Source organism: Pedobacter sp. KH_004, assembly GCF_057840755.1.
Genome location: NZ_CM174519.1, coordinates 4,309,495 through 4,330,519 on the forward strand (window position 1 = coordinate 4,309,495; position 21,025 = coordinate 4,330,519).

23 protein-coding genes are annotated in these 21,025 nt (G+C 36.8%); 17 read left to right on the forward strand and 6 right to left on the reverse strand.

The genetic code is table 11. The features are described 5' to 3' along the window. Positions 1–7 precede the first annotated feature (7 nt). Complete coding sequence (locus AC3ITD_RS18520; protein WP_489361990.1) at positions 8–1,009, reverse strand: NADP-dependent oxidoreductase; 1,002 nt, start codon at positions 1,007–1,009, stop codon at positions 8–10. Positions 1,010–1,024: 15 nt separating this feature from the next. Beyond that, the gene (locus tag AC3ITD_RS18525) at positions 1,025–1,792 is read right to left on the reverse strand and encodes an SDR family oxidoreductase (RefSeq protein ID WP_265797130.1); all 768 of its coding nucleotides are present in this window, start codon (positions 1,790–1,792) and stop codon (positions 1,025–1,027) included. An 89-nt stretch (positions 1,793–1,881) separates the two neighbouring features. On the opposite strand from AC3ITD_RS18525, the gene AC3ITD_RS18530 reads away from it, so the two are divergent. The 5 genes from AC3ITD_RS18530 to AC3ITD_RS18550 all read left to right on the forward strand — a co-directional run bounded on the left by AC3ITD_RS18530 (position 1,882) and on the right by AC3ITD_RS18550 (position 5,196). Continuing rightward, positions 1,882–2,304: a winged helix-turn-helix transcriptional regulator gene (locus AC3ITD_RS18530; RefSeq protein ID WP_489361993.1), complete on the forward strand. Its 423-nt coding sequence runs from the start codon at positions 1,882–1,884 to the stop codon at positions 2,302–2,304. 73 nt (positions 2,305–2,377) lie between these two features. Beyond that, on the forward strand, positions 2,378–2,797 hold the full coding sequence (locus AC3ITD_RS18535; RefSeq protein ID WP_489361995.1) for a VOC family protein: 420 nt from the start codon (positions 2,378–2,380) through the stop codon (positions 2,795–2,797). Positions 2,798–2,982: 185 nt separating this feature from the next. Continuing rightward, positions 2,983–3,483 (forward strand): hypothetical protein, encoded by a 501-nt coding sequence (locus AC3ITD_RS18540; protein WP_489361997.1) that lies wholly within the window; start codon positions 2,983–2,985, stop codon positions 3,481–3,483. 24 nt (positions 3,484–3,507) lie between these two features. Further along, the gene (locus AC3ITD_RS18545; protein ID WP_489361999.1) at positions 3,508–4,353 is read left to right on the forward strand and encodes a hypothetical protein; all 846 of its coding nucleotides are present in this window, start codon (positions 3,508–3,510) and stop codon (positions 4,351–4,353) included. 33 nt (positions 4,354–4,386) lie between these two features. Further along, positions 4,387–5,196, forward strand: coding sequence for a hypothetical protein (locus AC3ITD_RS18550; RefSeq protein WP_489362001.1), 810 nt, complete (start codon positions 4,387–4,389; stop codon positions 5,194–5,196). Positions 5,197–5,203: 7 nt separating this feature from the next. Here the strand turns inward: AC3ITD_RS18550 and AC3ITD_RS18555 are convergent, their stop codons facing one another. Continuing rightward, complete coding sequence (locus AC3ITD_RS18555; RefSeq protein ID WP_489362003.1) at positions 5,204–5,449, reverse strand: hypothetical protein; 246 nt, start codon at positions 5,447–5,449, stop codon at positions 5,204–5,206. A 260-nt stretch (positions 5,450–5,709) separates the two neighbouring features. On the opposite strand from AC3ITD_RS18555, the gene AC3ITD_RS18560 reads away from it, so the two are divergent. The 10 genes from AC3ITD_RS18560 to AC3ITD_RS18605 all read left to right on the forward strand — a co-directional run bounded on the left by AC3ITD_RS18560 (position 5,710) and on the right by AC3ITD_RS18605 (position 16,083). Beyond that, positions 5,710–5,913, forward strand: a complete 204-nt coding sequence (locus AC3ITD_RS18560) for a hypothetical protein (RefSeq protein WP_265797137.1) — start codon at positions 5,710–5,712, stop codon at positions 5,911–5,913. A 137-nt stretch (positions 5,914–6,050) separates the two neighbouring features. Further along, positions 6,051–6,986, forward strand: a complete 936-nt coding sequence (locus tag AC3ITD_RS18565) for a hypothetical protein (protein WP_265797138.1) — start codon at positions 6,051–6,053, stop codon at positions 6,984–6,986. A gap of 269 nt (positions 6,987–7,255) precedes the next feature. Next, positions 7,256–9,208 (forward strand): sensor histidine kinase, encoded by a 1,953-nt coding sequence (locus tag AC3ITD_RS18570; RefSeq protein ID WP_489362006.1) that lies wholly within the window; start codon positions 7,256–7,258, stop codon positions 9,206–9,208. A 147-nt stretch (positions 9,209–9,355) separates the two neighbouring features. Continuing rightward, positions 9,356–11,293, forward strand: coding sequence for a WG repeat-containing protein (locus AC3ITD_RS18575; protein ID WP_489362008.1), 1,938 nt, complete (start codon positions 9,356–9,358; stop codon positions 11,291–11,293). A gap of 12 nt (positions 11,294–11,305) precedes the next feature. Then, a complete protein-coding gene (locus tag AC3ITD_RS18580) occupies positions 11,306–12,049 on the forward strand; it encodes a PA3715 family protein (RefSeq protein ID WP_489362010.1) in 744 nt (247 codons plus the stop codon). 31 nt (positions 12,050–12,080) lie between these two features. Then, the gene (locus AC3ITD_RS18585; protein WP_265797142.1) at positions 12,081–12,890 is read left to right on the forward strand and encodes a hypothetical protein; all 810 of its coding nucleotides are present in this window, start codon (positions 12,081–12,083) and stop codon (positions 12,888–12,890) included. A gap of 307 nt (positions 12,891–13,197) precedes the next feature. Then, a complete protein-coding gene (locus tag AC3ITD_RS18590) occupies positions 13,198–13,869 on the forward strand; it encodes a SanA/YdcF family protein (protein ID WP_265797143.1) in 672 nt (223 codons plus the stop codon). 437 nt (positions 13,870–14,306) lie between these two features. Further along, positions 14,307–14,678 (forward strand): hypothetical protein, encoded by a 372-nt coding sequence (locus AC3ITD_RS18595; RefSeq protein WP_265797144.1) that lies wholly within the window; start codon positions 14,307–14,309, stop codon positions 14,676–14,678. A gap of 72 nt (positions 14,679–14,750) precedes the next feature. Then, the gene (locus AC3ITD_RS18600; protein ID WP_265797145.1) at positions 14,751–15,320 is read left to right on the forward strand and encodes a Crp/Fnr family transcriptional regulator; all 570 of its coding nucleotides are present in this window, start codon (positions 14,751–14,753) and stop codon (positions 15,318–15,320) included. Positions 15,321–15,402: 82 nt separating this feature from the next. Continuing rightward, positions 15,403–16,083 carry a type 1 glutamine amidotransferase domain-containing protein gene (locus AC3ITD_RS18605; RefSeq protein ID WP_489362014.1) on the forward strand — a complete coding sequence of 227 codons (681 nt, stop codon included), beginning with the start codon at positions 15,403–15,405 and terminating at the stop codon, positions 16,081–16,083. 59 nt (positions 16,084–16,142) lie between these two features. On the opposite strand, the gene AC3ITD_RS18610 is transcribed toward AC3ITD_RS18605, so the two are convergent. Next, positions 16,143–16,400 (reverse strand): hypothetical protein, encoded by a 258-nt coding sequence (locus AC3ITD_RS18610; RefSeq protein WP_265797147.1) that lies wholly within the window; start codon positions 16,398–16,400, stop codon positions 16,143–16,145. 280 nt (positions 16,401–16,680) lie between these two features. On the opposite strand from AC3ITD_RS18610, the gene AC3ITD_RS18615 reads away from it, so the two are divergent. Continuing rightward, positions 16,681–17,028: a hypothetical protein gene (locus tag AC3ITD_RS18615; protein ID WP_489362016.1), complete on the forward strand. Its 348-nt coding sequence runs from the start codon at positions 16,681–16,683 to the stop codon at positions 17,026–17,028. A 79-nt stretch (positions 17,029–17,107) separates the two neighbouring features. Next, positions 17,108–18,490 carry an MBL fold metallo-hydrolase RNA specificity domain-containing protein gene (locus AC3ITD_RS18620; protein ID WP_489362018.1) on the forward strand — a complete coding sequence of 461 codons (1,383 nt, stop codon included), beginning with the start codon at positions 17,108–17,110 and terminating at the stop codon, positions 18,488–18,490. 45 nt (positions 18,491–18,535) lie between these two features. Here the strand turns inward: AC3ITD_RS18620 and AC3ITD_RS18625 are convergent, their stop codons facing one another. Together AC3ITD_RS18625 and proB are read right to left on the reverse strand one after the other, a co-directional pair. Further along, positions 18,536–19,783 (reverse strand): glutamate-5-semialdehyde dehydrogenase, encoded by a 1,248-nt coding sequence (locus AC3ITD_RS18625; protein WP_489362020.1) that lies wholly within the window; start codon positions 19,781–19,783, stop codon positions 18,536–18,538. Between the two features lie 119 nt (positions 19,784–19,902). Then, positions 19,903–20,982: a glutamate 5-kinase gene (gene proB / locus AC3ITD_RS18630; RefSeq protein ID WP_489362022.1), complete on the reverse strand. Its 1,080-nt coding sequence runs from the start codon at positions 20,980–20,982 to the stop codon at positions 19,903–19,905. Between the last annotated feature and the right edge of the window lie 43 nt (positions 20,983–21,025).

Sequence of the window (21,025 nt, forward strand, 5' to 3'; positions counted from 1 at the left end):
CAAATTATTATTTGATTTTAACGACAACTTTGCCTTTTGCCCTTCCACTATCAACATAATCCATTGCCTGGTTCAGCTCTTCGAAAGGAAAAACTGTATCCAATACGGGAGTTATGATACCTTGATCAATTAATTTTCCTATTTCCGCTAAATGTTTGCCATTGGCTTTCATAAATAGAAACGAATAATCAACACCGAGCTTCTTGGCCTGATTAATTGTTTTTCTACTCAAAAAGTATATGGCTAATTTTATGAACCATGATAAGCCACTTTCCTTCGCAAAGGCTGGATCTGGAGGACCGGAAATAGAGATTACTTTACCTCCCCGACTGAGTATTTTTAGGGATTTGCTGAGCGTTTTTTCATCCTGGCTGTTTAATACCAAATCATATTGACTTAGGATGATTTCAAAATCTTGAGTTTTGTAATCAATCACTAAATCAGCACCCAATTTCTTTACTAAATCTGCATTCGCCGCACTTGTAGTAGTAGCCACAGTAGCCTCCAAATGTTTAGCCAATTGAATAGCAATTGTTCCTACACCGCCCGAACCTGCTTGTATAAATACGCGTTGGCCTTTTTTAAGTTTCGCCTTTTCAACAAAAGCTTGCCAAACCGTTAAAGCAACAAGTGGTATAGAGGCTGCTTCTTCCATCGAAATGTTTTTCGGTTTCAGAGCTACATCTCTTTCATTCATTGCAATGTATTCTGCAAATGTTCCTATGCTAAAATCAGCTGGGCGAGCAAATACCTTATCGCCTATTTTAAACCGCGTTACCTCCGATCCTATTTTTACCACCACCCCAGCTACATCATGACCTAAAACTAATGGCAAACTGTAAGGCAATAACAACTTAAATTTTCCATTTTTAATCTTGTTATCCAGCTGGTTAATGCTAGTGGCATAGATTTCCACTAAAACTTCATCTGCTTTAGGCTCGGGGGTTGATATTTCAACAACCTTTAGCTTTTCTGTTTTACTATAACTGTTTATGGTGTATGCTTTCATTATTTTCAGAGGCGATTATTGCTGTAAAAAAGATTCTGATTTTTTGGGATTAACCAATTTAAAGGCCAGTCTTGGGAAAAAACGATTCATCATGTAAAGCACTTTTGAATCGCCAATGCGAATCGTTAATTGGTCCTGTTGAAGCCCGTTAATTAAACCTTTAACTAAAACCTCCGTACTCATTTTCTTGTCATTTCTGCCCGCTGTGAGCTCCGTTGCAACCAAGGGTGGTAGCAATTCGAATACTTTCAAGGTACTTTTAATTATTCTCAGATGTTCTCTTAACGATTTGGTGTAAAATGCCAGAGCCGTTTTTGTCGCTGAATAGGTTGCCTCTTGTAAAGATGGAACATAACTCAATAAAGATGTGGTATTGATAATTGCGCCCTCAGGACGAGATTTTAGCATATCTAAAAAAAGATTGTTCAATCGGATTACTCCGAAATAATTGATGTTCATCTCATATACCGCATTTTCTAAATGTTTACTGCTGGATATTCCTAGATTTGAAGGCTTAACCCCAACACCGGCATTATTGTAAAGGATGTCAATTCCGCCAAGCGCTTCCACATCCTTAAATAACGAAACAGCGTCCGTTTCATCAGTGACATCACTTTTAATAGTAACTAAACTGGGATACAAACTCTTGACAGAAGTCAACTTATTCTGATCGCGGCCAGTAATGATCACTTTTGCACCTAAAGCCAAAAACTGTGTTGCTGCTTCAAGCCCTATGCCTGCATTGCCTCCGGTAATCAGTATTGTTTTCCCCCTTAATTCCATTTTATATATTGAATTTAGTAATTTTGCTTTCAAATTGCAAGTGAAAATATATAATAAACTTGCAAAATGCAAGTGAATTAATTTGTTTTATGTCAGCATTAAAAAGAAGATCAAATTGTCCGGTAAGTTCATCTCTTGATATTTGGGGTGATAAGTGGTCGTTACTCATCGTTAGAGATTTAATGTTTGCCAAGCAATGCACTTATGGCGACTTTTTAAAATCAGCAGAAAAAATCGCGACCAATATATTGGCCTCCAGACTTCAGATGTTGGAAGAGAACGGAATAATCACGAAATTAGAGCATCCGGATAGCAAGGCAAAAGTATTGTATAAACTCACACAGAAAGGAATTGACCTGCTTCCGCTAATGGTTGAAATAAATTTATGGGCCGAGAAATATTTTAGCCTACCCGAAGATCGCCTGGCGATAATAACGGAGGTGAAAAAAGATAAAGAAGGGTTTCTTAAAGCAACCACAAAAGAGTTACAGCGCAACAGCAATTTAACCTAACAAAGATTTGTTCGGCTTTATCAAAAATAAAGTCCCTATTAAATAACCAAATAAAACCTATAAACAACCAGCTATGGCACTTATTAACCCACACATTAATTTCAACGGCAATGCCGAAGAAGCTTTCAATTTTTACAAATCGGCATTCGGTGGAGCTTTTACATCAATAGTGCGCATGAAAGACATGGCAAGCGACGAATTTCCTGTTGAAGAAAACGACGCAGAAAAAATTATGCACATTGCTTTGCCAATTGGCCCAAATACGCTGATGGGTAATGATGTGCCCACTTACCTTGGACAGGTAAATGAAAATGAAAATCGATCAAAAATTTCTATTAGCGCAGAAAGCAAAGAAGAAGCCGATAAAATATTCAGCATTTTATCAGCTGGTGGAACTGTAGAATTTCCACTAGGCGATAGTCCTTGGGGATCATACTTTGGAATGTTTAGAGATAAATTCGGCATCGAATGGATGATTGAATATGCTGCATAATTGCTTACTCAAACTTATATAAATCGCGTTCGATACGCAAAATTCCAATCCTCGCCAATATAGGCGAGGATTTTTTTTTCAAATAATAATTCATTCTCTACAAATAGGAATTGAATTTTAACGAATAATAAACCAGCCCATCTTTTAGTTGTAGCAGTGTTATTTTTAAATAAAAATCAATAAAAATGATTGTTACAGCTCAAACCTACACGATAATACTCGTTGCAATTCTTGTTTTGATTTCCTTAAAACCACTTTACACCAAGTTGGTAAAGAAGCAAGGCAAAAAAGACGATTGGATGTTTTTATTAATTATACTCCTATTGCCTATTAATTGGTATACGCCAACTATTTTAACGGTTACAGATTGTAATCAATTTACCAAAGAAGTAGTATTGTTTCCTACAGAAAAAGAAGGAATATCAATGTCGTACGGTAGAAAAAATTATATATTCAACCATTCTAAACAAACCCTTGGCTTCGAATATTTATATTACGGCAGCGATCAAAAAGAAGATGACCACCGTGATTTAGTTATTTCTCCTAACAAAACTGCTACGGTAAACGAGGTTAAAATCGACTATGTTTTTGAATCACCCGCAAAAAGTATTTCCACAAAATCAAGCGGAGCTACAAAAACCATGTTGTATTGCGAACAAGACAATGCAGAAGATTCAGCACAATAATTTCAACCGAATTCTAAAAATCTCATGAAAAACTTAACTTTTATCTATTTAATTGCGTTGGTAATATTTTTTTCTTGCAATGCCAAAGATAAGCAACCCGAAATACTCGAAGCAAAGGGAGGCTTTGATCTTGAAAAAGTCGATTTTAAAGAGGATGTTCCCAGGCTTTACGGAAACAATGTAATTCTTAGCGATGGTATGCGTTACGACAGTGCCGAAAACGGGAAACTTACCGATGAATTGTTAAAATATAAGATCAGTAATTCGATGCTGGATGCAATGAAAATTACGGTTCCTCAAAAAGATTTTGGCTATTTATATCAAAGCCATACTTCAGATAGTGTGGCCAAATTTAATGGCTATTATTTTAGCAACCTAAATATCCTTACTGACAAAAATAAGAAACCCGTAGCTTATCATGCCGAGGGCGAAATTTACGACCTTAAAGCCAAAAAAGCTTTTCTTGCTAAAATGAAAGAAAAGTATGGAGCTCCAAAATATTCCATTTTCATTTCTCATCATTTTAGTCAATCTTCTTACGAATGGAGCTTAAAAGATCGCACCATTCAGTTGGGAACCTCTAAGGGTTTTAGCGCCAACTTTAGCACGGATAGTGATGCAAAATCAGGCGAATACCTGCGCTTTGATTTACTGATTATTGCCAACGATAAAAAGGAGCAAGTTCACAAGGCGCACCTATATGAATTTGGCGACAAAGTATTGTACAATGGCAAATATCTTACATTGGAAGAGTTGCAGCTTGATAAAAAATCGACATTTAAAGATGTATTTCTCCTGAACTCTACAGATAAAAAATACTTTAACGATCCAACTGGTCAATATGATATTAGCCGGGAAGAGGCTGAATAAATTAGGCACACTATCTACTAAAATTATTTTACCATGGAAAATTCTAATTTTAATATCGAGCCGATCCAACAAGCAGAGATTATCTCTCAACCAAAGCGTAAAAATAAAGCTAAAACTATTATTTGGGTGATCGTAGCCATAATTGTTATTGCTGGCGCAACCGGTTTCGCCTATTTATATGGCGGCTATAGAATGCGACAAGATATTTATAATGTCGATGGAGATGATACCACTTATCCGGCAGACAGTGTTTTTGTTGATGGCTGGGCATCACCTGAAGATTTCGCCACATGGAGAAATGCTACATTTACCATCCCGCAGTACGATGATATCCCAGTTGCTTTTCAAAGGGGAATTGTTAAAATCTTTATGGATAATAACTACTTCAGCAAAGAGAACAACGAATTATACTTTTTCACCAAAATTAAAGATCGTGCTTATCGTGTTATTGCTTATGGCGATTTTACCGGGCAGGGGGAAAAAGAAATGGCGTTTTTGCTCGAGAAATCAGATTTTGCAAGTAGCGCTATTTACATCATCCCCCAAAAAGGAAATATATTGTATTGGAAAGCACTAAGTGGAGAATTACCCACCATAAAAAGCTTTAAAAAAGGTGCGCTAATTTTCATGGATAAAATGGAACTTACACCCGCTCCAAGTGATGGAATAATTAAACAAACAAAAAGCTCTAAGTACGTGCTCATCTACAATCGGCAAACTAAAACCTTTGATGAATACTATCAATACACCGATGAAGATATAAAAAGTGCAAATGAAGAAACAGACGAGGGAGAATCAGAAGAAGCAGATGAGCCAGATACAACCGCTATTTCGGAGCAGTAAAAAGGTGTTACAAATTTCGCGACTTAAGCTCGTCCTGCATCTTTTTAATGTTGCCAAGGTTTAAAATAACAATGGGCAATAAACAGGTTGGAATTACAGTTAAGGGGGTAAATCCTTTTTTAAAATTCAAATACATGCTAAGCGCAAACAAGAGCACCAACATTACAACAAGCGTATAATTGGAGGCTTTAGCTACCTTTTCGCTTTTTTGTAACTGCTCATTGCTCATTTCCGCAAACTTATTTTCACTCATTTTCAAGGGAGGTAATTATTGTATTGACAGAAATTGATTTTCTTTTGCTCAAAAATAATAAAGATCAGCGTTTTTGCAATCCTCATTTCCTGTTTAAAAAAGCGAATTATAATAAAAGTTCAGCGAATTATAAATCATTAACTGCGTTTATCAATCGGGCATTAATCAATTCTGTAATAATGATTAATATAGCATTACAAAAGCCCTCAAATAATTTTGAACGGGTCTTTCAGTTTGAGTTAAACCTAAATATTTTAAAAATGACAGTTACTTACATGATGTTGGCCTTTACTACAATTTACCTGGCCGGAACTTATTTTTATTATAGACACACTGTAAAAAAAGGCACAGAGTTTAGATATAAACCTATTTTCTTACTTATCATTGGTTTGTTGTTTTTATTATCGCTTTACGGTAGCGTTACCAACCAGCCATTTAATACCATAGTGCCTTTTATTGGATAGGTCCTTAGCAATTTGCTTTAATAACACTTGTTCACAAGCAAACACCACGATTGGCTACTTGCTTACAAAATCCAGGGATATAACTTCAAGAGCTTTTCAGGAATATTAAGTTTTCTGAGAACAAATAGAAAAAAATAATGAAAATTTACACCTTGCTCATCCTGATGATGTTTAGTTTATCTTCTTGCAAATCGCAAATAAATGATTATGCCGAATTGCTTGAGAATTTGAAATACGATCCGAATAAAGAGATGTATCAAATAGCAGGAACGAACCTGTATCCTGTAGAGCTTGCTATCAACGACTATCCAGCAGGAAGAGGCCTCGCCTTTTTTGGCCATCAAATGTATTACATTGCCGATATTGGTTTACAGAAGAAAGGCCGCCAAACTGCTAAAGTCACTTTGGACTTAAAGAATTTTAAACCTACTGAAAGTGATCAGCCTATACTTTTCGTGGCGATTTATTACCATGGTGATATTGCAATGCCATCAATAGACGATGAAGAAGATGTACTGGTGCACTATGTACTCACTGGAAAAGATGTAACTGCCCAGGATATTAAAAATGGTTACATCACAAAATCCTTTTCTTTTGAAGCAAGGGAAGTTCGTACTGACTTAGATAGCTGGAAAAATTCAAAAAAATTAACGGCCAATGATGCCCTTTTTCATCAGCTATATGAAGCATACGAAGAGCTGCAATCAGATTTAAATGCTGAGGACAAAGGCGATGCCATTGAAAAAATGAAAGTTGCTGAATACGAAACTGCTCAGCTGAGAGGTGCTAAAAAGGAGTGGATTTTAGAGGAGCGGGAAGCGTTATTTTCCAATACCTGGAAGTTGCTGCCAAAAGATAGTTGTAAATTAAAACTTTACGGTGATGGAAAAATTGCCACCTTAGTTAAAAAAGACGGCTCAATCATTTCACCATCAGCAATTTCCTCAAATCCGAGATCTATGCATGGCAAAACCTTCCAGGTTTTGAATTTATATTTTCATATTCCAAACAATAAAACCGATTTGGAATTAACCCGGTTCGATGCATATGCGGTCACTAATTTTGGGAAGTAAAAGATAGGGTTTAGTATTAATTATTTATGCTAGTGACAGTGATTGCCTTCCGTGCTAATCGCTGGGATTAAGTCGAAATAGTTAAAGAATAAGCAAACAAAGCATGGTTAAAAATTCAGTCGATTGAGCCTGAAATGTTTAAAATAAGGGTATAGAAACTAAGCCGAAAATTTTAAATATTTCCTAAAACATAAGCATATTTCTGTAAAAAAATGTAACATTATAGTTGTTTACCTGAAATCAATGCTCACTGCCCTACCCGTCATCAAATGAAACAACCTTTTCTTTATTTTTGCCTGGCAATACTACTTATTTTTTCATGTAGGCAAAAACCAGCTGGTGCTAAAACTGAGCAACTTTTAAAATACAAGGAAGAGATTTCATTACTCTCGGCAAAACAGCCAAATAAAACAAATGCCGATTCTATTGTTCAGGCATGGAAGCGATACAATAGTAACCCAATTGTACTGGCCGACACCGATTTAAATACCAAAACCAAATACAATCTGGGTAAAATGTTTGCCCGAAAAAATCCCGATAGTTCTAAAATGTTTTTGCAGCAAGGCCTTGATTTGGTTGAGCCAGGCAACAAGTTTCTAGAAATTAAGGCTAATCTCTATAACGGTATGGGAAATCTGGCCAATGCAGAACCGTCTGAACACCAGGCCAATTATTATTACAACAAGGCAGCCATGATTGTGCTTTCAGACACGACTTTAACCTTGAAACCTATGGCCAAGGCTATTATTTTACTAGCAGCAGCACAGAGCAACAAAAGTTTACAGCAATACAGTTTGGCATTAAAAATGAATTTGGCAGCATTAAAATTAATGCCACAACTGCCTCCAAACATTACCAACCAACAGCGGGTTTTAACGCAATTGATTTCATTAATTTATACCGCAAACTTCCCCAGAAAGAATGTGGAGGCCTACCTCGCAAAACTAGAAAAATTACAAGCTACGTACCCTGATGATTTTAACCCGAGGTTTTTATATGATAGTAAATTGCTTTATTTCGATAAGGCCAGTAACGTCGATTCTGTTTTAAAATACTCTCTATTCAATGCAGAAATTGATGAACAAATTTATGGGCAAAACCCAACTGAACCTACCGCGGCAGGCAACATTTACACTACCTATACCAATATTGTAACTAATTATGTAAAGGCTAAAAATTACCCCGATGCAGCACGCTACCTCAAAAAAGCAAATGAAGTGTTTAAGCAAAGTGGTAGGCTATTAGAGTACGAAGATTTGATAAGAGGAGGAGAGGCAAGCTCAAGTTATTATGCTGCAATTGGTCAAAAAGATAAGGCGCTCCAAACCGCGACAGAAGTAATAGCGCTCCAAAAAGAGAATTATGAGATAGAAAATACTCAGGCAGTGGCCGAAATGGGCGCTTTATATCAAATTCAAGCGAAGGATAATTCGATAGAACGATTGAACGAAGACATCAAAATAAATACCTTGAAACTAGAGCGAAATAAATTAACATTGGTGATTACCGCCCTCATTATTTTGATTTTGCTCATTGTTATCTTTTTATTCTATAGCATTTATAAGCAACGAAAACTCAAACAGGAGAAAGAAAATGTACAGTTGCAGCAACAATTACTAAGGACGCAAATGGAACCTCATTTTATTTTCAATACCTTATCTGCATTGCAAAGTTTTATTCGGTTGGATGAAAAGGATGAAGCGATTAAATACCTCAATCAATTTAGCAGGCTATTGCGAAGTAGCCTTGAGTTGAGTCGTGAGAAGTTAGTTCCTCTTAATCAGGAAATAGAAACACTGGAAAATTATTTGAGTTTACAACGGATGCGCTATAGTAACATTTTCAATTTCGAGATAAATATTCCGGCAAATGAAGATTTGGAAATGATTATGCTTCCGCCAATGCTGATACAACCTTTTGTAGAAAATTCAATTTTACATGGCATTAATTTGAACGATAAAGATGGCTTTGTAAATGTGAATTTTTCCATTGCTGACCAAAATTTAACCGTCACCATCACCGATAGCGGTAAAACTATTAGTGAAAACAAACCTCAGAATCATCAATCACTTTCAGGTATCATTAGCAAAGAAAGATTGCAGCTTTTAGGCAAGGAACGCAATCAAAATGCCGGAATTACTCAAAACAAAACAACCACTGGCGGCACAGTTGTATCCTTAAACATTCCGATTAGCCAAAATGAATCTATGGGTAAATATTAATTCTGCAAAACAGTAATAGCATCCATGTTTATTAGATAATTTCATATCTACTGCGAATAATAATTCAAACCCTACGAATGATAATCATCTGGATATTTAAAGTAATTCCTTTTTATATTTAAGTGGAATACCGTTTATAACCCTTAGATGAAGATAAATCTCTTACTGTTTTTTGCATTTTTTTTATGCGCCTGTAATGGCCAAAAGGTACCGCAAAGCGAATCGGCAAAAAAGTTCGTTGCCAAATTACATGCCATGAACTTTGATGAGTTAAAACATCAATTAAAAGCAGATACTGCCGAACTTAACCAACTTATCAAAACGGCAACATTTGAAACACAATTAACTTCACATATCTCACCTGGTCAAAAATCAAAAGCAGAAAAACCTGTAGCCGAATTTTCAATAAACACTGATACTGAAAAAGTTGCGCAGCTATTTAATGATTATTGCAAACAACTATTTTTTAATCAAGATTTTAGCGATGATGCCCAAGCGGAATTTGAATTCGAAAGTCGCTACAACTTAACCGAAGATAATCATCTTTTAGAACAAAAAGATAGTCTGTTTAAGCCCTATACTTCAAATATAGCTATAGGAGAAAAAGCATACTATTTTAATGGAAAAAGTATCCCTAAAAAGCAAATTGGCTTGAAACGGGTTGATAGCATCGAAACAGATATCAGCTTAAAAATACCATTGGAATTTGAGAAATTTAAATTTTCAAAATCAGATAAAAATTTCGTTTTTCAAGATGAAAATATTATTGTGGAGCGTGTTAAGAGTAATGTCGCTGAGTTAAAAATTCCATCAATATTGTACAGTAATATTATCGGATATCAAGCCTTCAACGCTCAAAATATTCGGATGAATACCAGTGCCTTTAGTTCCAACCCAATCCTTGAAATAAAGGCTGAGGTAAAAAACGGTTTAAATGATTTGTTGGATATTTTTACCAATGTACTTAAAGAGGGTGATGAAAAGAAAGCCAAAGAGGTGCTCAATAATATCAATCAAAATCATTTGGATGCAAGAACCGACATGATCGAATTTAAGAATTTCGTCACTGGGCTCGCTCAAAACAAAGAGCAAAACCAAGCAATGGGTGATATTAATTTATATAACAAGATTGCAGAAATCGGTCGAAAGGTGATTGAGCCTGCACATCAATTTGTAATTCTTGAATTTCCCGATGACATCAAAACCATTGAGATATTCGTGGCGACAAAATACCGTGACCTCAAAAACAAGAAGATGGTGAAATTCATTAATCATCGTCTCGACAGAAAATTTTTCGACCCGGCAAACCCCAACATCGTTTATACGGCTTTTACAGCAGGAGAAGGGCGCAAATACGGCATATCTGATCAAAATGGAGATAAAATAATCGAAGCTCGATATGAACAATTCCAACAGTTAAGCAATACTTATTTCCTAATCGATGAGAAATTATTCTGGCTAAATATCAACGATAAAAAAATGGTCTCTTTACCGCAATTTCAAGGTTTTGATCAAACACTGAAGCCTGGTTACGATGTTTTTGAGAAAACAGTTGGAGATAGAACAGCCTATGGTGTTGTGCTTAATCGAGGTAAGGTAATTTTGCCTTTTGAATATTCGCGATTTCAAAAATATGACAAGCTTATCATTGCCCACAAACATAATGGAGAAGATGAACTCTATGACCTTAATCTAAAAAAACTGCCAAACAAAGGCATAAAACAAATTACTGCAATTGATGAGTTTATTGCATCTGATCTAAAATATCCTAAACTTTTTGTGGCTGAAGATGGAAATAATAAAAAGGCTTTAGTTAATGAAGATATCCAGATATTAACCCCTTTTAAATACGAATTTATTGATCCTTTTTTTGAAATAAGCGGATATTATGTAGCTGGAATAAGAACTGCAGATGGCAGTAATTACCTCTACGGAATAATAGATAATAATGGTAAAGAAGTGGTGCCATTTATATTTTGCAACATTGATGATGAACCCGATAAAAATGGAAAATTTAGGTTCTGTTTAAAGGATAAATACCAATCGATGGATTATAAATTATTTTTAAAGAATTATGGATATTAAATTATGCTAAAGATGAAAGCACTAAGTTTTATCACCTTGTTAGTTTGTTCTTTTGGCAACCTTTTCGCACAAGAAACCCAAGCCGATGATAGTATTTTGCTGCCTAAGGTATTACAGCAATTGGCCCTAAAGACTGAAGATATTAACACGCAATTATATGCAGAGAAAGTTTTACCAAATGCTAAAACACAAGCGGCAGTGGTAGTTGCCAAATACCGAAAAAATGAACCCGACGGCTACGGTAATTTCTATGCAGAATATGATGTTTATGTGTTAATTGTTAACAATACAACGGGCAAAATCTTGTATAAATATTTCGAAGAAGAAGCCCTTATATCTGATGCCATTCGGCTAACGAGCATCAATGTAGATACAGGAATTTTCACTTTGAACAGCGAAACCCGTGCTTTCGGCATTGAGGCACATTATTCGGGCAGCAGCCAACCAAACCCACACCATCATACCGATTTGTCGCTATTTATCAAAAACAATAAGTCGTTAAAAAAAGTGCTTAACAATTTTACTACACAAAAATTTGGTGGGGAGTGGGATATGAAGTGTGTAGGAGAATTTGAGGAAGTGAACTCCACAATTATTATCGACAACAAGAATAAAAGCAAAAACTTTAATGGCTTAATCGTTAAGGATAAGATTACCAAAACCATAGGCAAGGTAGTTAATGACGAATGCGAAGAGAAAAAAACCGTTTCAATTAAGACAAGGAAACTGAAATACGATGGAATGGAATATAAATAGGCTATTTAAAACAGAAGGGAAAATTTAAGAAATGAAACGATTTTTTAAAGGATGCCTCATAGCAGTTGGTGTATTGGTATTATTAGCAGCTATATTTGTTGGATTAGTTTGGTGGTCTATGCAGCGTAGTAAGGCAAATGCAGAAAGCGATGCCGAAGCGCTATCAAAAGCTTGTGATACGGCTAAATACATCACCGAAAATCCACAACTAACATTCTTAAAATTTACGCCAAAAGAGCTTCAAACCCTACGGTTTCAAATTTTAAGAGACGGCAAAATAACCAACGATACTTCGGTTAAAACAGCATTTAAAGACAAGGAAAATTTGAAGATCAACTTTCCATACAAAAAGTTCCTAAAAACGGATACCATTATTTTAACGCTGCAAAACCAGCTTAAATACTACGTGTCTGGTTATGGCCATTACGCCTACCTACACTACGGAATGTTTGGCTATGTAGGCTCAAGCGATTGCCGTTTTTCCGAAAATTGTGTGATAAACAATGTGGCATCAACTGGAATAATAGATAAATTTGATGGTTGGGTAGATCCAGAAAAATCAAAGCATATTCGTACGATTCAACCTGTCGCAGCAGAATATGAAGCGTTCGCTGCCAGGTGCAAAATTAAGTTAAAAGAGGCTGAACAGATCTTCATTAACAATCGAAAAAACGAACACCTTTACTCCATGTTTTCATATGGAATTGAAGTTGGGCCAGAAGCTAACTATTATATTTTTGGCGAAGAAAGGGAATCTAAAAGAGATCACATTGATATTGTTAAAATTAACACCGAAACAGGCAAGATTAAGAGATATACAAATTATCCGTTCGATAAATGAAAAATCAAATCTCCAAATATCTTCTCATAAGGTTGCTGTTTTTAGCAGTTGGGCTTTGGCTTGTGTATCATTTCGCTTTTTACTTACTGCCAAAAAATATTCAGGAAGATCAGTTTTCTTTTGTTGGTGAATTAGACTTAATCGTTGGTTTGAGCCTTGCATTTACCTTGTTTTTCAGTGCTTTCATTTTTTTCGAATACCTTAAATTTAACAAAAGCCAAAAGGTAAAATTAAAAAAATCTGCTTTGGTGATGCTATTTATCGGAGTCGTGCTTGTTTTGGTATTACTTTTTTTATCCTTTAAATTATGATGAGGCGGCTCAAAATTAAAATCATTATAAAGTTGATATTAATTGCTATTCTAATCGGAATTGTGTTTGTCTTTGCCTCTAGTTATTTAGTGAAAAATAAAACCGAAAATAAAATTTACTCGGACTTAAATGCTACTCCCAAAACGAAAGTGGCCATTATTTTTGGTGCCGGCGTACGCAATAACAAACCTAGCAAGTATTTAAAAGATAGGCTGGATGCCGGCATTTCTTTATACAAGAATAATAAAGTTGATAAAATTTTGCTCTCAGGCGATAATGGCAGAGATGAATATGATGAACTAACGGTAATGAAATTATATTGCTACGAAAATGGTGTTGATACCAATAAAATTTACATCGATTATGCGGGTTTTGATAGCTACTCAACGATGTATCGAGCCAAGCATATTTTTAAGGTGGATACAGCAGTTTTAGTTACTCAGCAATATCATTTAAATCGTTGCATCTACATCGGGGATGAACTCGGTGTAAAATGTTATGGTTTTAGTGCCAATACAGGGATTTATAGGGGCTATAAATATTATGCCTTCAGAGAAAACCTTTCCATTGCTAAAGCTACATTGGATGTGTTGCGCCACCGAAAACCCAGGTATTTAGGACAAATTGTTGACATTAACGGGAAACCAAATTATACAAAAGATAAATGATGAGGTCCCTAATTTTCGTTTGACTTCTTTGGAACAATTTGGAGACGTAAAATTTAAATGCGAGGATATGAGATACCCAACAACAGTAGAAATTGCTGCCAAAAGATACCTGCACTTACTGAGCGAGCGTTAATATCAAATCCTTTAGATATGCGGAGGCTTATCCTGAAAGATGTATACTATCTTAGATTCTAGATCCTTATGTTTTATTTTCGTGAACACCAACTTTCCCACAAGTTGAATTTCTTTGGAAGAACCAATTAAAACTCTTTTAATCAACCCTTTACAGGTAAAATTTTTTAGATGAAAATTGCTCATTACGCTGTTTTTTGATTAGCCTTTTAACATTTTGGCACAACCCTTGTAAACCAGCTGTTACATTTTACTAATCGAATTTGTTGTCTACCGCAGCAAATTCAAACTTGAAAAACTTAATTATGAAAAAGACAGTTCAAATTTTCAGTATGCTTTTAATAGCATTAACAGTGATGGTTTCGTGTAAAAAGGATACCGATCCGGCAGATAGAGATTTTTTTGTAGGTACCTATAGAGGAACCGTTACTTACAGTAAAGGCGATACACGGATCACCAGTACAGATGGCAAAGTTACCGTTACTAAAGTTGATGATACCTACAGCTTCTTCTTTGGCAACAATATTCCCGATATCACTGGAGTTAAATTCCAGGAGCAGGGAAATACCTACATTAGTGTGGGTACGGGGGTAATAGGTATCACAATAGATGCCAGCACTTTGACCATCGGCGTGGCCAATTCGAATGGCAACTGGACGGCAAACGCGACCAGATAATTGCAGAAAGAATAAAAATCCTGGTTAAGGCCAGGACTTTTTTTGCCCTTTGTTTTTAACTAGCTTTACCAAATGAGTGTTGAGTTAAGAAAACATATTGAAGAGATCGTAACCCTTAACGATCAGGAATTTGAAATCATCAACAGCCATTTTAAATCCAAAAGCTTAAAAAAACACCAATATTTAATTCAGGAAGACGAGGCTGTTAAAAACATCTATTTTGTTGTAAAAGGACTGCTCAAAGCAACCTACACCGACATCAACGGCAAAGAATATATCATTCAATTTGCTATGGAAAACTGGTGGATTTCTGACTTCCAGGCATTTTATAATAATGTGAAATCAATCACCAACATTAGCTGTTTAGAGAACGTAGAATTACTCTCCGTTACCAAAGAAAACCTTGAACATATTTGCAGCGAAAGCCATAAGATGGAGCATTTTTTCAGGGTAAAAAACAGCTCTGGCTATGTCGCTTTGCAACAACGAATTTTATCACTGCTCACTACCAGTCCAAAAGAAAGATTCGAACAATTTACAAATCAATATCCGCAGCTTTTACAACGAGTTTCTAAAACGATCATCGCCGCTTATCTGGGTATTTCCCGAGAAACGTTAAGCAGACTTTCAGGCAAATTGTGATTTAACGCACATTAAATTTGTGATTCTGGTCCTTTAAAGGGCTTAAGCATTCAACTAAATTTGTTATACAATTAAATAATAGATGATGAACAAGAAAGTTTTATTCGTGCTTACGAGCCACGACGAATTAGGAAATACAGGTTTAAAAACAGGTTTTTGGTCGGAAGAATTAGCCGCTCCTTATTACGTTTTAACAGATAAAAATGTTGAGGTAATATTGGCATCTGTAAAAGGAGGTCAACCGCCTATCGATCCTAAAAGCGAAGATCCATCTTTTCAAACTGATACTACCAGAAGAATGGATAAAGACAATGTTCTTTTAGAAAAATTGAAAAATACAAGCTCGTTGGCGGAAGTAAAAATGGAAGATTATGATGCTGTATTTTATCCGGGTGGCCATGGTCCGTTATGGGATTTAGCAGAAAGCGGTGTCTCTCAAAAGTTAATTATTGATTTTTATGAAGCCAAAAAACCTATTGCCTTTGTGTGCCACGCACCAGGCGTTTTAAAAGACGTAAAAATAAACGGAGAATATTTGGTGAAAGGGAAAAACGTTACCGGTTTTACCAACACTGAAGAAGAAGCCGTTCAACTTACCTATGTGGTACCTTTTTTAGTAGAAGATGTACTTAAAAGAAATGGTGGGCTTTACACAAAAATCGACGACTGGAACCCCTATGCGGTGGTGGATGGATTGCTTATTACAGGACAAAATCCAGCTTCATCTGAAAAAGTTGCAGAAGAACTGCTGAAACTAATCTAATGAGTTAAACTGCAAGATGCAAGGAGTTTGAATGCCACATGCGTCTTGCAGTTTGCTACTTAAACGATAAAAGCATCATCGTCTTCATCTTCTTCGGGCACATATTTCTCAATAGCCTGCCCAATTGCGTTTACTTCTTCATCTTCCTCAAAAATTGGAAGCTCGGTTTTATAGTCCATTTTTAACCAAATCGATGAAGTATCTTTCTGAATCTGGATGTACTCTTTGCCATCTTTAAAAATGGTATATGAATCATTTCCCTCAGGAAAAACAGAATAATTTGTCGTTCCTATTTCTATATCAAATGGTTCTTGCATTGTTGATGTTTTTTCTGCAAAGATAATGGTTTAAAGGGTTTTTTGTTTAGGATTCGGAAATGAGTGGTCCAGTTTTATAGTAGCTTTCAGCCCCGCTTTTCCGGCCTGACCGGCAGGCGACAGTAACGCCAGCCCCTGATTTCAGCAGCCTTCTTTCTTTTTTTTACGGTATGCTTGCTTGTTGAACGGGTTTTCTATCATGGCTACAGCGAAAGGCGGGACAGGTTCAACGAAAAGCTACTGCTATTGCTTTCCAAAAAAATTAATATTAACTTAAATTATGGATTTCACTAAAGCGGAAAATAAGGTGGCAAGAGCTCTTTTTGAAGTTGCTCTTCAAAGAGAATTTGCGAAAGGAATGAATGAATTTTCTACCATATTGCAAAAATGGAAGAGCCAGCGCCCAGAAGATAACCGAGAAAGTTATTATGCGATTTTTTCCTCTGTAAAAGATTTTGATAAACATATTGCACGAAGATATGATGGGCTGAAAAATTCAATGTTTTACAATACAATTATCGGCTTGCTAGTTGATGAAGTTATAAATGCTCAAGATTTAATAGGCTTTACTCAAGAGCGTCAGAATGAATTACTTTCCATTTCAAAACAACACATAGGTTTCCGCTAACCAAAAAATTACTTCCTATTGTTTAAAAATTGCATCAATTGTACTACTTTACACCAAACAATTACGGAGAGAATAGAAGATGAAGTTAACGTTTTGGGGCGCTGCACAACAAGTTACAGGAAGTATGCACCTGCTTGAGGTTGGGCATTATAAAATACTGATAGATTGCGGTTTAGATTATGAAAAGGAAACTTATCAGGAAGACAACCAACAATTCCCCTTCGATCCGGCTGATATCAACCTGGTTATTTTAACCCATGCTCACATCGATCATTCCGGCAATTTGCCCACTCTAGTACGCCTTGGTTTTGATGGCCAGGTGCTTTGTACACCACCAACAGCAGATTTAGCTTCCATTTTATTGTTCGACTCTGTTGAGCTATTTTTAAGAAAACAAATTCGGAAGCCCCGCACCAAAAGGGGCAATTTTAGCGGACCAAAACCTTTGTACCTGCATAAACATGTAATGGATACGATTGACCGTTTTGTAACCATTGCATTTAACAAACCATTTAAAGTAAATGGAGATATCAGTTTATCTTTTATTCCCGTTGGCCATTTGTTGGGTGCTGCGGCAGCAGTTTTAACCATAAATGATAACGGGGAAGAGAAAAGAATTGCCTTTTCTGGTGACATCGGTCGAGATAATTATCCCGTTCTGGTAAAGCCCGAGCCCATCCCCGAAGTTGATTATTTTGTTTGCGAATCTACTTATGGCGGTCGTTACCACACGAAAGACCAGACATTGGAAGAGCGATTGGTAAAGGAGATTGAAGAGGCCTGTATTAAAACGCCGGGGCGATTAATTATTCCTGCCTTTAGCATCGGCAGAACGCAATCGCTGGTTTTCGCTTTGAATCAAATATTCACAAAAAAACTGTTACCTCCTGTGCAAATTTTTGTGGATAGCCCAATGGCGATCCAGGCTACGGATGTTTATCGGAAACACCATAATCTAGTTAACAAGGAGGCAAAAGATTTTTATAAAACCATGGGTGATGAATTTGAATTTGAGCATTTGGCTTATGTTCAAACCATGAAAGAAAGCAAGGATGTTTCGAATTATTTCGATCCTTGCATCATCATTTCGTCGGCTGGGATGTTGGAGGGCGGGCGTATTCAAGATCACCTTTACTATAATATTCAGAACTATTATTGTACCATTCTTTTTATTGGCTACTGCGCCAAAGGAACGCTTGGCTATAAACTTTTAAGTGGTGCGCCGATCGTTAGAATTAAAGACCGCGAAATGATGGTTTATGCTACCATCCGCCAAACCGATTTATTGAGCGGCCACGGAGATCACGATGATCTAGTGCGAACGGTAAAGCAAACCGGCCATCCAAAACAGGTTTTTCTGGTACACGGCGAAGATACAAGTTTAAAAACCCTGGCCGCTACTTTGCTGGAAGATGGTTTTAATGTGGTTGCACCAGAAAGGGGAGAAGTTTTTGAAATTTAGAAGCCCTGCCAGATCCTCCCCTCTGGGAGAATTGGGTAGGGCTTTTTATCTCCTCACTTGCCCATCACCACGAACCACCCATTTATAACTCATTAATTCTTCTAATCCCATTGGTCCACGGGCATGGAGTTTTTGGGTGCTGATGCCAATTTCGGCACCCAAACCAAATTGCGCACCATCTGTAAACCCTGTTGAAGCGTTGGCATAAACGGCAGCCGCATCTACTTCGTTTAAAAATCTAGTGATGTTTTCGGCATCTTCAGAGATAATCGCTTCGCTGTGTTTTGAACTGTTATCGGAAATGTGATTTAAGGCCGCATCAAAATCATCAACCGTTTTAACTGCCATTTTTAAAGACAGAAACTCCGTTCCAAAATGTTCTTCGGTGGCTTGGTTTAGAAGTGCTTCAGGATAGGTAGATTTAAGGATTTTATAGCTTTGCTCATCGGCAAAAATTTCCACTTGCCCATCGGCCAAAGGGGATAAAAGAACGGGTAAATCTGCTAGTCTGTTTTTGTTGATTAACACACAATCTAACGAATTGCAAACGCTAACCCGCCTTGTTTTAGCATTGAAAATGATGGCTTTGCCTTTATCCAAATCGCCCGATTCATCAAAGTAGGTATGCACAATCCCTGCGCCAGTTTCTATAACTGGAATTTTGCTGTTTTCACGAACATAATTAATCAGCGACTGGCTTCCACGAGGAATTAATACATCAACAAAACCTCTGGCGTTAAGCAAAGCTTCGGTTGAGGTTCGTTCAGCGGGCAGTAAGGTTAACACATCAATGCTTATTTCATGCTTAGCTAAAACGCTATGAATTATTTTAACAATGGCTAAATTGGAAAACTCAGCATCACTCCCTCCTTTTAAAACTGCTACGTTACCCGTTTTAAAGCAAAGCGAAAATACATCTGCGGTAACGTTCGGCCGAGCCTCGTAAATTACGCCGACCACGCCAAGTGCAACCCGAACTTTTTGAATTTGAAGCTTATTTTCTAATGTCTTATCTGAAAGAATTTCACCCAAGGGACTTGCCAATGCGACAACATTTCTAATATCATTGGCGATATCTGCGATGCGCTGATCAGTCAACTTAAGTCTGTCGTATTTAGGATCTTCTGCAGGCATTCTCGCCAAATCTTTTGCATTTTCGGCAATTATTTCAACCGTATTTAAGATCAATGCCTCAGCTAAATCCGCCAACACTAGATTAATGATGTCTTTGCTTAAACCCACCATTGTGCGGGTTGCGCGTTTTGCCTTTTCGAAGTGATGTTTATAATCCATTTTTGTAATATCAAGTATCAAGCTACTGTTGCATGCTTTAGTTTTAACACCAGGGATGCAACATTTTTATAGAGAGAAAGAACTTTGCTTTGTGTAATTGCATCAAATTACCCTTCAGCTTAAATAGCTGAATAAAAGTAATCGTAATGCACCAGCGGCTTTTGTTTTTTCTGTCCGATTCTTTCTCTCGCCTTATCCGAACCGTATTCTGCAATCCCTAAACCAATGAGCTGATTTTGTTCATCGATAATTTTAATAATGTCACCCTTTAAAAAATCGGTTTGTATCTCTAGAATCCCAACGGGCAACAAACTTGTAGCCTTGCCTGAGGTTAACACAGTTTTTGCGCCATCATTTAATTTAACCACTCCTTTTGCAGCAGTTTCAGAATGTGCAATCCATTTTTTCTTTCCTGATTTTGTCTTCTCCGGCACAAATCGGGTATGTACAACTTCATTGTTAAGTAGGCCTGTTAAAACATGATCCATTGTTCCGTTTGCAATGTGAACCGCAATACCAAGTTTCGCCACTTTTTGTGCCATGGTCGATTTTGTAACCATTCCGCCCCGGCCAAACTGCGACTTGCCAGTTTGAATAAACGAAGCCAAATTTGAAACAGAACCAGAAATTTCTTCTATCACTTCTGATCCTTCAAGTTTCGGGTCGCCATTATAAATTCCATTTACATTCGAAAGAATAATCAAGGCATCGGCATTTAGCATTGAAGCAATTAAACCTGCCAATTCATCATTATCAGTAAACATAAGTTCGGTAACCGAAACCACATCGTTCTCATTTACAACAGGAATTACTTCATTTTGCAGCAAAATTTGCAGGCAGTTTTTCATGTTCAGGTAATGCGCCCTATCTCTAAAATCTTCTTTGGTTACCAAAACCTGGGCACATTTAATTTTATGCGGGTCGAAGAAATTAGCGTAGGTATTGATCAGTTTTACCTGGCCGATTGCCGCTAAAAGTTGGCGGGTAGTAACGGCGTCTTGCTTTTCTGAAACCTTAATTAAACTTCTGCCGGAAGCCACTGCACCCGATGAAACCAGAATAACTTCGATCCCTTGTTGTTTTATCTCGGCCAATTGGTTTACCAAATGCTGAATTCGAGATTCATCAGGTAAGCCATTGGCCTGCGTGATGACATTGGAACCTACTTTAACAATAATTTTTTTGTACCCTAATTTCATTAGTCCCTCCCCTCCCTCCCCAGGAGGGAGGGCATTCTAGAAA